This is a genomic window from Streptomyces sp. NPDC050423, assembly GCF_040655445.1.
Taxonomy (GTDB): domain Bacteria; phylum Actinomycetota; class Actinomycetes; order Streptomycetales; family Streptomycetaceae; genus Streptomyces.
The window spans coordinates 150,610-163,222 of sequence record NZ_JBFAJY010000012.1; the positions used below are offsets into that span (position 1 = coordinate 150,610).

Consider the following 12,613-nt stretch of genomic DNA (forward strand, 5'->3'; position numbering starts at 1 on the left):
GGCCGTCGCGGGTCAGGGGCGGGGCACGTTGCGGAGGTTGGAGCGGGCCATCTGGACCATCCGGCCCACTCCGCCGTCCAGCACGATCTTGCTCGCGGAGAGCGCGAAACCGGTCACCATGTCCGCGCTGATCTTCGGCGGGATGGAGAGCGCGTTGGGATCGGTGACGACGTCGACGAGGGCCGGGCCCTTGTGCCTGAAGGCATCCTTGAGGGCGCTTTCGAGCTGCTTGGGCTTCTCGACACGTACGCCGTACGCCCCCGAGGCACGGGCGATGGCCGCGAAGTCCGGGTTCTTGTTGGTCGTCCCGAACGACGGCAGCCCCGCCACCAGCATCTCCAGTTCGACCATGCCAAGCGCGGAGTTGTTGAACAGGACCACCTTCACCGGCAGGTCGTACTGGACGAGGGTGAGGAAGTCCCCCATCAGCATGGTGAATCCGCCGTCCCCGGACATCGAGACGACCTGCCGGTTCCGGTCCGTGAACTGCGCGCCGATGGCCTGCGGCAGCGCGTTGGCCATCGAACCGTGGGTGAACGAACCGATCACCCGGCGTTTGCCGTTCGGCGACAGATAGCGGGCCGCCCAGACATTGCACATGCCCGTGTCGACCGTGAACACCGCATCCTCGTCGGCGAGTTCGTCCAGCACCGATGCCACGTACTCGGGGTGGATCGGCACATGCTTGTCGACCTTGCGGGTGTACGCCTTGATCACGCCCTCCAGCGCGTCGGCGTGCTTCTTGAGCATCCGGTCGAGGAACTTGCGGTCGGTCTTCGCCTTCACCCGCGGGGTCAGACAGCGCAGCGTCTCGCGGACATCGCCCCAGACCGCCAGATCGAGCTTGGAGCGGCGGCCCAGGTGCTCGGGCCGCACATCGACCTGGACGATCTTCACATCGGTGGGGAGGAAGGCGTTGTACGGGAAGTCCGTACCGAGCAGGATCAGCAGATCGCACTCGTTGGTGGCCTCGTAGGCGGCGCCGTAGCCGAGCAGGCCGCTCATGCCGACGTCGTACGGGTTGTCGTACTGGATCCACTCCTTGCCGCGCAGCGCGTGCCCGACCGGGGACTTCACCCGCTCGGCGAACTCCATCACCTCGGCGTGCGCACCCGCCGTCCCGCTGCCGCAGAACAGCGTCACCCGTTTGGCCTCGTCGACCATCCGGCAGAGCTTCTCGATCTCCGCGTCGCCCGGCCGCACGGAGGGCCGTGAGGTGACCATGGCGTGCTCGATCGACTTCTCCGGCGCGGACTGCGAGGCGATGTCGCCCGGCATCGAGACGACGCTGACGCCGCCCCGGCCGACCGCGTGCTGGATGGCCGTCTGGAGCAGCCTCGGCATCTGCTGCGGGTTGGAGATCATCTCGTTGTAGTGGCTGCACTCCTGGAAGAGCAGCTCCGGATGGGTCTCCTGGAAGTACCCGAGGCCGATCTCGCTCGACGGGATGTGCGAGGCGAGCGCGAGTACGGGTGCCATGGAGCGGTGTGCGTCGTAGAGGCCGTTGATGAGGTGGAGGTTGCCGGGTCCGCACGATCCGGCGCAGGCCGCCAGCGTGCCGGTGATCTGCGCCTCCGCACCGGCGGCGAACGCGGCCGTCTCCTCGTGTCTGACCTGGATCCAGTCCATGCCCGGGTGCCGGCGGATGGCGTCGACAACCGGGTTGAGGCTGTCGCCGACGACTCCGTACAGCCGCTTGACGCCCGCGCGGGCGAGGATGTCGACGAACTGCTCCGACACGTTCTGCTTGGCCATGGGTGCGTGCTCCCTCTGCCTGTGCTCCGTGCACGTTCGGCTGTCCGGACCCCGCGGCGCGAAACCTCGGCCGGACCGGTTCTCTCCGGAGTCCATCAACCCACGGCGCGCGCGGTTACGCCTCCCAGACGCCGACCGCCGTCCGGTCGTCGGCGTACCCCTTGACCCTGAGCTGGGTGTCCGCGAGGAACTCCCCGAGGCCCGGCGCCGGGCCGGGTGCCCAGCGGCCGGCGAGCTCGTCGGCCAGCGCCGGTTCGTCGCGCAGCGGGTCCGCCAGACCGTTGCTGCACAGCAGCAGGGTGTCGCCCGGCCGGGCGACCGAGGCCCGGAAGCGGAACGGTTCTGCGGGCGGCGGGACCGGGCTCTCGATGTACGGGGGCGGGGCGGTGGTGATCCCCAGGTCCATGGTCAGCCGCTCGCCGTCGGGCCCGCTCTCGGGGGACGCGGAGCCGAAACCGACCACGCCCTCCCCGGTGAGTGCGCCCGGGTGCGGAACCGCCGGTTCGAGGTCCTGCCAGCTGCCGTCGCGCAGCCGGAAGAGCCCTCCGCCACCGACGCCGAAGAAGACCCGGGTGCGGCAGTCGGGATCGGCGGACAGCAGGAGGCAGCGCAGACCCGACGTGTACTCGTGCGGTTCGAGCCCGAGTTCGGCGGCGCGGGCGCGGAGCTTGCCGTAGCTGCGGTCGGCGAGCCGGTGCAGACCCGATTTGAGTTCGCCTCGGCGGCCCGCCCTTATGTCCTCGGAGAGCCGGGCATGGCTGCGTCCGACGGCCTCGCCGATCCAGCGGCACGCATCGGCGGCGGCCGGATGCACGCCCTCGGCGGTACGGGCGCCGCCCGCGACGGCGACCAGGACGAGCGCGCTCTCGGCGGTGCCGAAGCGCACAGTGAGCAGCGCGTCGCGCCGGGGCTCGCCCCGGAACCGTGCGGAGTCACCGCGCACGGAGGCGGCCCGCAGGGTGTACGTCCCGTAGGCGGCGCCGTCGAGCACGGTGTCGGCGACGAGGGCGTGTATCTCGCGCGGGTCGGTGGCGGGCAGTGCGGTGGGCTCCGCGTCGTACGTGGGCGGCCTGGCGCCCACGTACGACGCGGGGCGGGGCGCTCGCTTCCCGGCGGCGGGGGCGGTGGGGGCCAGGGTCTTCGCGTCCGGTCGTTCGTTCTCGTCCGGTCGCTCGCTCTCGTTCCACTCGACGACCGGCCGTCTGGGCAGCGGCGGGGCGATGCGGGGATCGGCGGGGGGAGGCGGGGGCGGCACGGGCGCGGGTGCGGCGGGGGGCTCAGGTGCCACGGTTTCGGGCACCGGTGCGGGTATGGGCGCCGGCGCCGCGAAGGTGCGGGGCCCGGGTGTGCCGGCCGGGGGCTCCCAGGGGGCGCGTACGGGTGCCTCGCGCGTCGGCGGCGGTGGCGGAGCGGGCGGGGTCCGCGCCGTGCGGCCGGACTGCGGTGGCTCGACCCGTGGCTCGGGCACCGCCGCGGCCGCCTCGTACGCGTCATGGCCGCCGGGCCCCACGGCGTCCGACGCCGAGTCGAAGCGGTCGTCGAGACTGTCGGCCGCCTGGCTCGCCCCGGTGTCCGGGGCGGATTCGTCGTACAGCCTGCGCCACCAGTCGTCCTCGTGGGCGGCGGGCCTCTCCCCCTGCTGACTCATGCCCATATTGTCCACCGCGGGGGCCGTCGCAAAACGGATCATCCCGAAAATGTGGTGAGAGCCCCCGGGAAAGAGGTCCGCCGGGCGGCCCCACCCCCCACGGGAAGGACGCCCGGCGGACCGGTCGGGGTGGTCCGTCGTCAGCGCACGGCGCAGGCGTCGGTCACGGTCTCAACTGACCTTGCTCACCGGCACGTTGTCGTGACGGCCAGGACCGCGGGAGTGGCCGTCCCCAGTGCCGTACGCGATGCCGGAGGTATCGCCCTCCCCGAGTGAAACCGGAACGGGCCGAACAAAGCACCACGTTCCGGAGGTTGTTGGTGCTGCGGTGGCGCCACATTGGCAGAGGGGCGGGCGGTACGGCGATGATGTGCCCAGGCGGGTTTACGCCGTGGCCGTTTTCCGCCACGTCCGGCCGGCCGGCCGAAGAGCACGACATGACGTGGAAGCACTGCGTCCGGGAGGGGTCCGGGGATGCTGGGAGCCATAGGTCTCGACGAAAGACAGGAGTCGGCCTATCGCGCGCTCGTGGCGCTGGGGGCCGCGGAGCTCTCCGATCTGGCACACCGGCTGGCGCTTGGGGAACCGGAGACCGAGCGGACGCTGCGACGGCTGGAGCAGCACGGTCTGGCCGCCCAGTCGTCGGCCCGCACGGGGCGGTGGGTGGCGGCGCCGCCGGGGGTCGCGCTGGGCGCGCTGCTGACGCAGCAGCGCCATGAGCTGGAGCAGGCGGAGCTGGCGGCGGCGCTGCTGGCCGAGGAGTACCGGGCGGACGCCGCCGAACCCGCCGTCCACGACCTGGTCGAGGTGGTCACCGGTGCGAGCGCGGTGGCACACCGGTTCCATCAGCTCCAGCTGGGTGCGACGAGCGAGGTGTGCGCCCTGGTCACCGGGAAGCCGATCGCGGTCAGCGGTCTCGACAACGAGTCCGAGGAGCAGGCCGCCACCCGTGGGGTGACGTTCCGGGTGGTGGTCGAGCGCGAGGTGCTCGCGCTGCCGTCCGGGATCCTGGAGCTGTCGGCGGCGCTGAGCCGTGACGAGCGGTGCCGGGTCGTGGACCGGGTGCCGACGAAACTGGTCGTCGCCGACGCCTCGCTGGCGATGGTGCCGCTGACGGGCCGTGGCGCGGAGCCCGCGGCCCTGGTCGTGCACGCCTCCGGGCTGCTGGAGTCGCTGATGGGGCTCTTCGAGGCGGTGTGGCGCGAGGCGATGCCGCTGCGGCTCGGCGAGAGCGGGCTGCTGCGGGAGGACGTGACCGGGCCCGATCCGACGGACCTGGAGGTCCTGTCACTCCTGCTGGCCGGGCTGACCGATGCCAGTGTGGCGAAGCAGCTGGAACTGGGGCTGCGGACCGTGCAGCGCCGGGTCAAGGGCCTGATGGAGCTCACCGGGGTGTCGACCCGGCTGCAGCTGGGCTGGCACGCCTACGAGCGGGGCTGGGTGTCCCGCGAGCCGCGCGCCTGAGCGGCCGTCGGTCCTCGAATCCCGGGCGAGATGCCCTCTGAGCTGCGCCGACGGCGCCGCTGGGGATATTGACGACGGGCGGGACCGGCCGGATTCCGGCACGCTTGTCAGATGAGTGTGTGGCAGCTCGTCGCCGTCGGCCTGGTCATCCTGCTCGGCCTGATCGGTGTGCTGGTGCCCGGTGTGCCCGGTCAGGCGATCGTGTGGGCCGCCGTGCTGTGGTGGGCACTGGCGGACAACACCCCGGCCGCCTGGGGCGTGCTGATCGGCGCCACGGCCCTCCTCCTGCTGAACCAGGCGCTGAAGCCGCTGCTCGCACCGCGCCGCCCGCGTGAGTCGGGTGTGCCGCGCCGGACGCTGATGCTCGGGGGGATCGGCGCGATCGCCGGCTTCTTCGTCGTCCCGGTGGTCGGCGCGATCGCCGGGTACGTGGGCGTGATCTACGGGGCGGAGCGGCTGCGACTGGGCAGCCGGGGGGCGGGGTGGGCCTCGGTCCGCTCGGTGATGCGGGCCACCGGCTACTCCGTACTGGTCGAACTGTTCGCCTGTCTGCTGGTGACAGGGGCATGGCTGGGCGTGCTGCTCTGGCGCTGACGCGGGGCGTGCCGCTCCGGCGCTGACGTCACGTAGACGGAATCCGATCACATGGATAGAAACACATCGGATCTCTCGCACCCTATTGACGCCCGGATGGCACAAGCCTACCTTCCGTGAGGACATAGCTCGGATGAATTGCTGCGCCCGACTGCGTACGAGTCGCCAGGAGATGCCTTGCCCACAGCACCGGACCCCGCCGCCTCCCCCCGGACCGAATCCCCGTCGCCCGCGCCCTCGCGCAGAACCGTCCTCGCCACCGGGACCGCGCTCGGCGGCGCCCTCGTGGTGGGCGGCGCGGCCGTCCCCGCCCAGGCCGCCGCCCCGGCGGCCGCCGCGACGGCCCCGGTCGCGGTGCACTCCCCCGCCGACAGCTGGAACACCGTCCTCGACGACGCCGATCTGCACTGGCAGAAGCTGCCGAAGACCTGGTACGAGGGCCCGTACCTGGGCAACGGCCGGCTCGGCTCCGGCATCTACGCGGAGCCCGGCGCCGAGACCACGGCGATCCGGTTCAACGTCCAGCACTCCGAGGTCCAGGACCACCGCCCCGAGTACGGCTCGCTCTTCGGCCTGGCCCGGCTCCCGATCGGCCACTTCACCCTGGAGCCGGCCGGCACCATCACGGGCGTCGACTGGCGGATGCGGCTGCGCACGGCCGAACTCCAGGGCACGGTCACCACCTCCGCCGGCACCCTCACGCTCCGCGCCTTCGTCCGGTCCACCGGCGACGTCCTGGCCGTCGAGGTGACCCCGAGCGCGGGCGAGAAGGACTTCCGCTGGGTCTTCCACCCGGCCGAGGCGATCAGCCCCCGGGCCGCCTTCAAGCCGCTGCCCGACGGCTACACGGGCAATCCCCCGGCCGTCGTCGAGCAGCACGGCGCCACCTCCGCCGCCGTGCAGTCGCTGCTCGGCGGCGGACAGCACGTCACCGCCTGGCGCGAGCGGGCGCGCGGCGCCGGCCGCACCCTGTACGCGAGCGTCGCGCACTCCCACCCGAAGAACACCGCCCGCGACCGCGCGCTGCGGACCGTCACGGTCGCCTCGGCCCTCCCGTACACCCTGCTGGCCGCCCCGCACCGGCTCTGGTGGGACCGCTTCTACCGGAAGAGCTTCCTGTCCCTGCCCGATGCCCGGCTCCAGCGGTTCTACTGGATCCAGCTCTACAAAACGGCGTCGGCCGCGCGCAAGGACGCGCCCGTGATGGCCACCTCGGGCCCCTGGCTGGAGCCCACACCCTGGCCCAACACCTGGTGGAACCTCAACGTCCAGCTGGAGTACTGGCTGATCCACGGCTCCAACCACCTGGAGCTGGACGCCGTCACCCGGGCCCTGAGCGAGTTCCGCGACCAGCTCTCCCGCGAGGTCGCCGCCCCCTACCGGGCGGACTCGGCGGGCATTCCCCGGACCACCGACCCGCAGCTGGTCAACGGCGCGGCCGTCGCCGACGGCGGATACGGGGTCGGCATCCCCGGCCAGGACCCGCCCACGCCCGAGGTCGGCAACCTGACCTGGGCCCTGCACAACGTCTGGCTCTCCTACCGGCACACCATGGACCGCTCGATCCTGCGCGACACGCTGTTTCCGCTGCTGCGCAAGGCCGTCAACTACTACCTGCACTTCCTCGCCCCGGGCGCCGACGGCAAGCTGCACCTCCCGGCGACCTTCTCCCCGGAGTACGGCGTCAACGCCCCCGACTGCAATTACGACCTGATGCTGCTGCGCTGGGGCTGCCGCACCCTGCTCGACTCGGCCCGGGAACTGGGCGTCCGCGACCCGCTGACCGCCCGCTGGGAAGAGGTCCTGGCCAGGCTCGCCCCGTACCCGGTGGACGAGAACGGCTTCATGATCGGCGCCGGCGTGCCGTTCGCGATGTCCCACCGCCACTACTCGCACATGCTCGCGGTCTACCCGCTGTACGAGATCAACGGCTCCACCGACGCGGAGCGCGCCCTGATCGAGAAGTCCCTCGCCCACTGGGTCGGCTTCGAGGGCGCCCTCCAGGGCTATACGTTCACCGGCGCGGCCTCCATGTCGGCGCTGCTCGGCAAGGGCGAGGACGCGCTGAAGTACCTCGGCCGGCTGATGAGCCGGTTCATCCAGGCGAACACCATGTACAAGGAGTCCGGCCCGGTCATCGAGACCCCGCTGTCGGCGGCCCAGTCGCTGCACGACATGGTCTGCCAGTCCTGGGGCGGCACCATCAGGGTCTTCCCCGCGCTGCCCGCCGCCTGGCGTGAGCTGACCGTCCACGACTTCCGCACGCAGGGTGCCTTCCTGCTCAGCGCGGTACGGGAAGAGGGCCGGACCCGCTGGGTGCGTCTGACGAGCGAGGCGGGCGCGCCCTGTGTCGTGCGGCACGGCATCGAGGGCGCGATCGAGGTCCGCGACCGGCACGGCCGCCCCCTGGGCCATGAGGAACTGGCCGACGGATCGGTCCGCATCCGGCTCCGCGAGGGCGACTCGGCGCTGATCACCGCGGCCGGTGACCGCCCGGACCTGACCGTCCGCCCGGTCACCGCGAACGAGCCGGCACCCAGCTGGGGCCTGCCGGCCTGACCGCCGCTACCCGGACGCCCGGCCCGCGACCTCCGCGTGGCGTACGCCGTAGGAGCGCCACGGCCGCCACCGGTGCGAGCCGGGCGTTCCGTACGGATCGACGTCGGGGTCACCCAGCGCGCACATCCGGATCAGCGCCGCGGTCGCCGGGCCGATACCCGGCAGCCGCAGCAGCGCCTGCTCGGCCTCGTCCCGGTCGGCGCCCGCGTCGAGCCGCACGCTCCCGTCGGAGAGCGCCGCCGCCAGCGCACGCAGCCGAGGGTCGGACGCCGAACCGGCCAGCACGCCCGGTTCGGGAAACACATGGGTGAGCCCGCCGCAGGGCACGTCCAGGCGCTTCCCGTACGTCTCCACGAGCTCCTCGGCAGCCGCCGGACCGATCAGGGCCCGTACGGCGAACTCCTCGGGGTCCGCCGCACCCGGCGAGCGCAGCCCGGGGCGGGCGGCCACCAGCGGGGCGAGCAGCGGATCGGCGGCCAGCAGTTCGCCGACGGCGTACGGATCGGCGTCCAGGTCGAAGAGCCGGCGCAGCCTCTGCACCGCCGTGGTCAGATCGCGCAGGTCGGTGAGGTGGATCCGGGCCTCCAGCCAGTTCCCGGCGGACCGCTCGTCCACGGCGGCGATGGCGGTGCCGTACGGAAGGCGCAGGGTGCGCCGGTAGGTACGGCTGCCGGGCTCGCCACTGACCTCCTCGACGCGGGCGACCGTCCCGGCGGCGAGCAGGTCGAAGACCTCGCGGGCGGCGTACGGTCCCCGGTGCGCGAGCCGGAGCGGGATTCCAGTGGTGCGCGCCTCCTTGACCGCGGCGCCGAGGCCGGTGCCCGCCTCGGTCCGCAGCTCGCTGGGGGTACGGGCGTAGATCTGCCGGATCGTGTCGTTGAACTGGCGCACGCTCGCGAAACCGGCGGCGAAGGCGATCTCGGTGACGGGCAGCGCCGTGGTCTGGAGGAGGACCCGTGCGGTGTGCGCGCGCTGGGCGCGCGCCAGGGCGACGGGACCGGCGCCCAGCTCCGCGTTGAGCTGCCGCTGCACCTGCCGTGAGCTGTAGCCGAGCCGGCCGGCGAGACCGGGGACGCCCTCCCGGTCGACCACACCGTCGCCGATCATCCGCATGGCGCGGCCGACCACATCGGCCCGGACGTTCCAGTCCGCGGAGCCGGGGACGGCGTCCGGGCGGCAGCGTCGGCACGCCCGGAAGCCGTTGCCCTGGGCGGCGGCCGCGGTCGGGTAGAAGCGGACGTTCTTCCGCTTGGGGGTGACGGCTGGGCAGCTCGGCCGGCAGTAGATGCCGGTCGTCTCGACGGCGAAGAAGAACTCTCCGTCGAAACGCGCGTCGCGGCTGCTCACCGCCTCGTACCTGGTCTCTTCGTCCATCACACCGTCCAGTGTGCGACATCGCGCACCACCGCACTCGCGGTTTTCGGACGCCGACCAGGGGACCCGGCTACCTGACCCGGCCGCGCTTCGCCTCCATGGCGGCCCGGCCCTCGGCGCCCTTGCGCTTCCAGTCGCGCCGGAGCTCGTTGCGGACCCGGGCATCGGTCTTGGCGACGATGCGCTGGTTCTCGCGCAGCAGCTTGCGGTAGCTGTCCATGCGCCGTTCGGGCAGCGATCCGTCCTCGAGCGCCGCCAGCACCGCGCAGCCCGGCTCGGCCTCGTGGGCGCAGTCCTGGAACCGGCACCGCTCGGCCAGCGCCTCGATCTCGGAGAAGACCTGGCCGACGCCGGTCTCCGCGTCCCACAGGCCGACTCCGCGCAGCCCCGGGGTGTCGATCAGGACCCCGCCGGAGGGCAGCACCAGCAGATTGCGGGTCGTGGTGGTGTGCCGGCCCTTGCCGTCCATGTCGCGGGTGGCCCGCACCTCCATCGCGTCGTGCCCGAGCAGAGTGTTGGCGAGGGTGGACTTGCCCGCGCCGGAGGCCCCGAGCAGCACACTCGTACCGCCGGAGACGATCGCGGCGAACACGTCGACGCCCTCACCGGTCGCGGAGCTGACGGGCAGCGCCTGCACCCCCGGCGCGAGGCGCTCGACGTCCTGGACGAGGTAGGACAGCGTGGCGGCGTCCGGGACCAGGTCGGCCTTGGTCAGGACGACGACCGTCTCGGCGGCCCCGTCCCCGGCCGACGCCCCGTCACGCAGCAGCGCGTCACCGCCGGCGCTGGACATGGCCAGGGCCAGGAACCGTTCGACCCGCCCCAGGTCGAGTTCCCCCGCCAGTGAGACGCAGATGGCGATGTGGTCGACGTTGGTGGCGAGCACCTGGCCCTCGGAGCGCTTGGACGAGGTGGAGCGGACGAACGCCGTGCGCCGGGGCAGCAGCGTACGGACGAACCGCGGATCGCCCTCGGGGTCGACGGCGGCCCAGTCGCCCGTGCAGACGATCCGCATCGGGTCGCGGGGCACGACGAACGCGGTGTCGGCGCGGAGGGTGCCCCGCGGGGTGACGATGTCGCACTGCCCGCGGTCCACCCGCACCACGCGTCCGGGCAGCAGCCCCTGCGCGGCGTACGGGGCGAACTCGGCCACCCAGTCGTCGTCCCAGCCGTACGCGGCCAGCGGGTGCGACGGCGAGGAGTCCTGCGGGGCGGAGGAGGAGAGGGAGGAAAGAGAGGATGAAGACGGGAAAGACAAGGGAGACCCTTCACAGGGTGGCCCCGGCACTGCGCACGGCGGCGCGGAAGTCTCGAAGAAGGTCAGCCGGCGGCCACGGGGGTGGGAACGATGCACTTCGGCTTGTGGGCAGCGCCCACCGCAACGACAGTCATCAATGTCCTCACCTCCTGGTTCACGCACGGTCCGGGAGCAGCGGTCTCGTCCGCCCTCCGTAACGTCGCAAACGATAGCCCGGAGCGGGCGGGGAGCGTCAACCGAATTAACGCGGTACGGGGGCGCGGACCACCGATATCCGCAACTCTCCCCCGATCGGGTGATACGCATGGAGATCGACCGGTCGCAGCCGGTTAGGGTGCCGGACATGACCTCCCCCCAGACAGCCACCGGCACCTTCACCCAGGCCCAGTTGGGCACCCTCACCCTGATCGGCTGGAGCGGCGAACATCCCCACAACGGGCAGGACGTCGCCTTCCTCCTCGTGTACTCACTCGGCGACGGGTCGGACGGCCCGGCGGCCGGCGAGAGCGCCATGCACATCGCCCTGGAGCGCAGCGGCCTTCCGGTCGGCGGCGGTCCCGTGCGCGCCGACGAGAACCCCGGGCTCCCGGTGAAGCTCCTCATCCAGGCGGGTCAGGCCGTCCTGACACTGCCCCACTTCACCGCCCAGTACCCGGCGCGGCCGGAGTGGCTGGCGGCCGCCCGCGAACAGGGCGAGGTACACGCGATGTTCGCCACCCGCCCGTGGCCGCAGGGGGCGCCGGGGCGTCCGGTGACCGAGGACTCGCTGCGGTCCTTCGCCGGCGACCCGGAGGTCATCGCGACCTCCGCCCACTGCGTCCTGCCGGTGCGCAGCCTGGGCTGACCGCCCCCGGACACGGACGATGCCCACCGCCCCCGTGGAGCGGTGGGCATCGCGCGTATCAGGTGCCCCGCCGGACGGACCGCGGGCGGCCCGGGACTTCCCGGACCGCCCGCGACACGTGTGTCAGGCGTCAGTTGTTGGCGACGCCGTTCCCGGAGAGGACCGGAATGTCGTCCACCAGGTGCGACAGGGGCTCGTCACCCTTGGCCTGGACGGAGTTGTCGGCGCACTGCTGGTTCTGCGGCGAGGACAGGACCTGGACGTCCTGGACCGCGATCGGGACGAGCCCGATCAGCGAACCGACGTTGGCCTTGATCGGCGCGCCGAGGCAGAGCTTGTTCAGCGAGCCCTGGATGAGCTGGGCCTGCGGGCTGCCGTCGCCCCGGGTCACGCTGTTGCCGAACGAGGACTGGGCGCCGTTGCCGTTGACCGACGTCGTGCCCTGGTCGTTACCGATCGCCATGGCCGCGGGGGCCACTGCGGCGGACAGTCCGACCATGGACACGGCTACTGCCGCGCCGGCCATCATCTTCTTCATCACACTTCACCTTTCGGAGCGTTCCGTTCAGGAACGTACTGATCAACCCCCCAGCGAGTGCATCGGTTCCGCAGTTCCACTCAAATGGGTTCGATCCAGCGTAAGTTCGACACCTTTCCGTCAACCTCGGAAGGCCTCGCCCGAGGTGCGCGCCGCCGGCACGAGGCCGCCAGCTCGGGGCGGGTCGGGCTCCGGGTCGCCCCGGGACGCCTGCCATTCGGCGAGAAGGCGGTCGTAGATCGGCGTGAGGCCTTCCGGGCGGCGGCGGTCCTGCGGGCTCCTGCTGTCGTACTGGTCCATGAGAGGGCCATACCCGGTACGGCGGGAACGGCCCGGTGCCACTACGGCAACCGGCCCAGCGGACCCGTCCTTTCGGAGGAGTTTCGGGCTGCGCCCCGGGAAACGCCGTGGGGCCGACGCGTCCGGGCGGCCGGAATCCGGCTGCCGCGTGGACGGGTCGGCCCCACGGGTACGACAGATGCGACTAAGGGCTGTCCCGCAATTCCTGGCGGGCGCACGACGACAGCTACGGCACCTCGCTGCGTTGTCGGAACGCCCGAATACATCCAGTATTCGGGC

10 protein-coding genes are annotated in these 12,613 nt (G+C 72.2%); 4 read left to right on the forward strand and 6 right to left on the reverse strand.

Features of this window, described 5'->3' with window-relative positions:
- Positions 1–12: 12 nt before the first annotated feature.
- Positions 13–1,755 carry a pyruvate dehydrogenase gene (locus AB0I52_RS12200; RefSeq protein ID WP_363071523.1) on the reverse strand — a complete coding sequence of 581 codons (1,743 nt, stop codon included), beginning with the start codon at positions 1,753–1,755 and terminating at the stop codon, positions 13–15.
- Between the two features lie 115 nt (positions 1,756–1,870).
- Positions 1,871–3,403 (reverse strand): protein phosphatase 2C domain-containing protein, encoded by a 1,533-nt coding sequence (locus tag AB0I52_RS12205; RefSeq protein WP_363071525.1) that lies wholly within the window; start codon positions 3,401–3,403, stop codon positions 1,871–1,873.
- Between the two features lie 474 nt (positions 3,404–3,877).
- Between AB0I52_RS12205 and AB0I52_RS12210 the strand changes: the two genes are divergently transcribed.
- From AB0I52_RS12210 to AB0I52_RS12220, 3 genes are all read left to right on the forward strand, one after another.
- Positions 3,878–4,867 (forward strand): helix-turn-helix domain-containing protein, encoded by a 990-nt coding sequence (locus tag AB0I52_RS12210; RefSeq protein ID WP_363071527.1) that lies wholly within the window; start codon positions 3,878–3,880, stop codon positions 4,865–4,867.
- Positions 4,868–4,978: 111 nt separating this feature from the next.
- Positions 4,979–5,461 carry a DUF456 domain-containing protein gene (locus AB0I52_RS12215; protein WP_363071529.1) on the forward strand — a complete coding sequence of 161 codons (483 nt, stop codon included), beginning with the start codon at positions 4,979–4,981 and terminating at the stop codon, positions 5,459–5,461.
- Between the two features lie 177 nt (positions 5,462–5,638).
- A complete protein-coding gene (locus tag AB0I52_RS12220; protein WP_363071531.1) occupies positions 5,639–8,020 on the forward strand; it encodes a glycoside hydrolase family 95-like protein in 2,382 nt (793 codons plus the stop codon).
- Positions 8,021–8,026: 6 nt separating this feature from the next.
- Here AB0I52_RS12220 and AB0I52_RS12225 read toward each other — a convergent pair whose 3' ends face one another.
- Both AB0I52_RS12225 and rsgA read right to left on the reverse strand, forming a co-directional pair.
- Positions 8,027–9,394, reverse strand: a complete 1,368-nt coding sequence (locus AB0I52_RS12225; RefSeq protein ID WP_363071553.1) for an AlkA N-terminal domain-containing protein — start codon at positions 9,392–9,394, stop codon at positions 8,027–8,029.
- A gap of 70 nt (positions 9,395–9,464) precedes the next feature.
- Complete coding sequence (rsgA, locus tag AB0I52_RS12230; RefSeq protein ID WP_363071533.1) at positions 9,465–10,652, reverse strand: ribosome small subunit-dependent GTPase A; 1,188 nt, start codon at positions 10,650–10,652, stop codon at positions 9,465–9,467.
- A gap of 343 nt (positions 10,653–10,995) precedes the next feature.
- Here rsgA and AB0I52_RS12235 point away from each other — a divergent pair, with 343 nt between their 5' ends.
- Complete coding sequence (locus tag AB0I52_RS12235) at positions 10,996–11,496, forward strand: DUF5949 family protein (protein ID WP_363071535.1); 501 nt, start codon at positions 10,996–10,998, stop codon at positions 11,494–11,496.
- Positions 11,497–11,626: 130 nt separating this feature from the next.
- On the opposite strand, the gene AB0I52_RS12240 is transcribed toward AB0I52_RS12235, so the two are convergent.
- Both AB0I52_RS12240 and AB0I52_RS12245 read right to left on the reverse strand, forming a co-directional pair.
- Positions 11,627–12,034 carry a rodlin gene (locus tag AB0I52_RS12240; RefSeq protein ID WP_363071537.1) on the reverse strand — a complete coding sequence of 136 codons (408 nt, stop codon included), beginning with the start codon at positions 12,032–12,034 and terminating at the stop codon, positions 11,627–11,629.
- A 120-nt stretch (positions 12,035–12,154) separates the two neighbouring features.
- Positions 12,155–12,334: a hypothetical protein gene (locus AB0I52_RS12245; protein WP_363071539.1), complete on the reverse strand. Its 180-nt coding sequence runs from the start codon at positions 12,332–12,334 to the stop codon at positions 12,155–12,157.
- Positions 12,335–12,613: the final 279 nt, after the last annotated feature.

Bases quoted from the DNA above. Each gene is read 5' to 3' on its own strand.
- AB0I52_RS12200 (WP_363071523.1), bottom strand. From the start codon at position 1,755: ATGGCCAAGCAGAACGTGTCGGAGCAGTTCGTCGACATCCTCGCCCGC.
- AB0I52_RS12205 (WP_363071525.1), bottom strand. From the start codon at position 3,403: ATGAGTCAGCAGGGGGAGAGGCCCGCCGCCCACGAGGACGACTGGTGG.
- AB0I52_RS12210 (WP_363071527.1), top strand. From the start codon at position 3,878: ATGCTGGGAGCCATAGGTCTCGACGAAAGACAGGAGTCGGCCTATCGC.
- AB0I52_RS12215 (WP_363071529.1), top strand. From the start codon at position 4,979: ATGAGTGTGTGGCAGCTCGTCGCCGTCGGCCTGGTCATCCTGCTCGGC.
- AB0I52_RS12225 (WP_363071553.1), bottom strand. From the start codon at position 9,394: ATGGACGAAGAGACCAGGTACGAGGCGGTGAGCAGCCGCGACGCGCGT.
- AB0I52_RS12235 (WP_363071535.1), top strand. From the start codon at position 10,996: ATGACCTCCCCCCAGACAGCCACCGGCACCTTCACCCAGGCCCAGTTG.
- AB0I52_RS12240 (WP_363071537.1), bottom strand. From the start codon at position 12,034: ATGAAGAAGATGATGGCCGGCGCGGCAGTAGCCGTGTCCATGGTCGGA.
- AB0I52_RS12245 (WP_363071539.1), bottom strand. From the start codon at position 12,334: ATGGACCAGTACGACAGCAGGAGCCCGCAGGACCGCCGCCGCCCGGAA.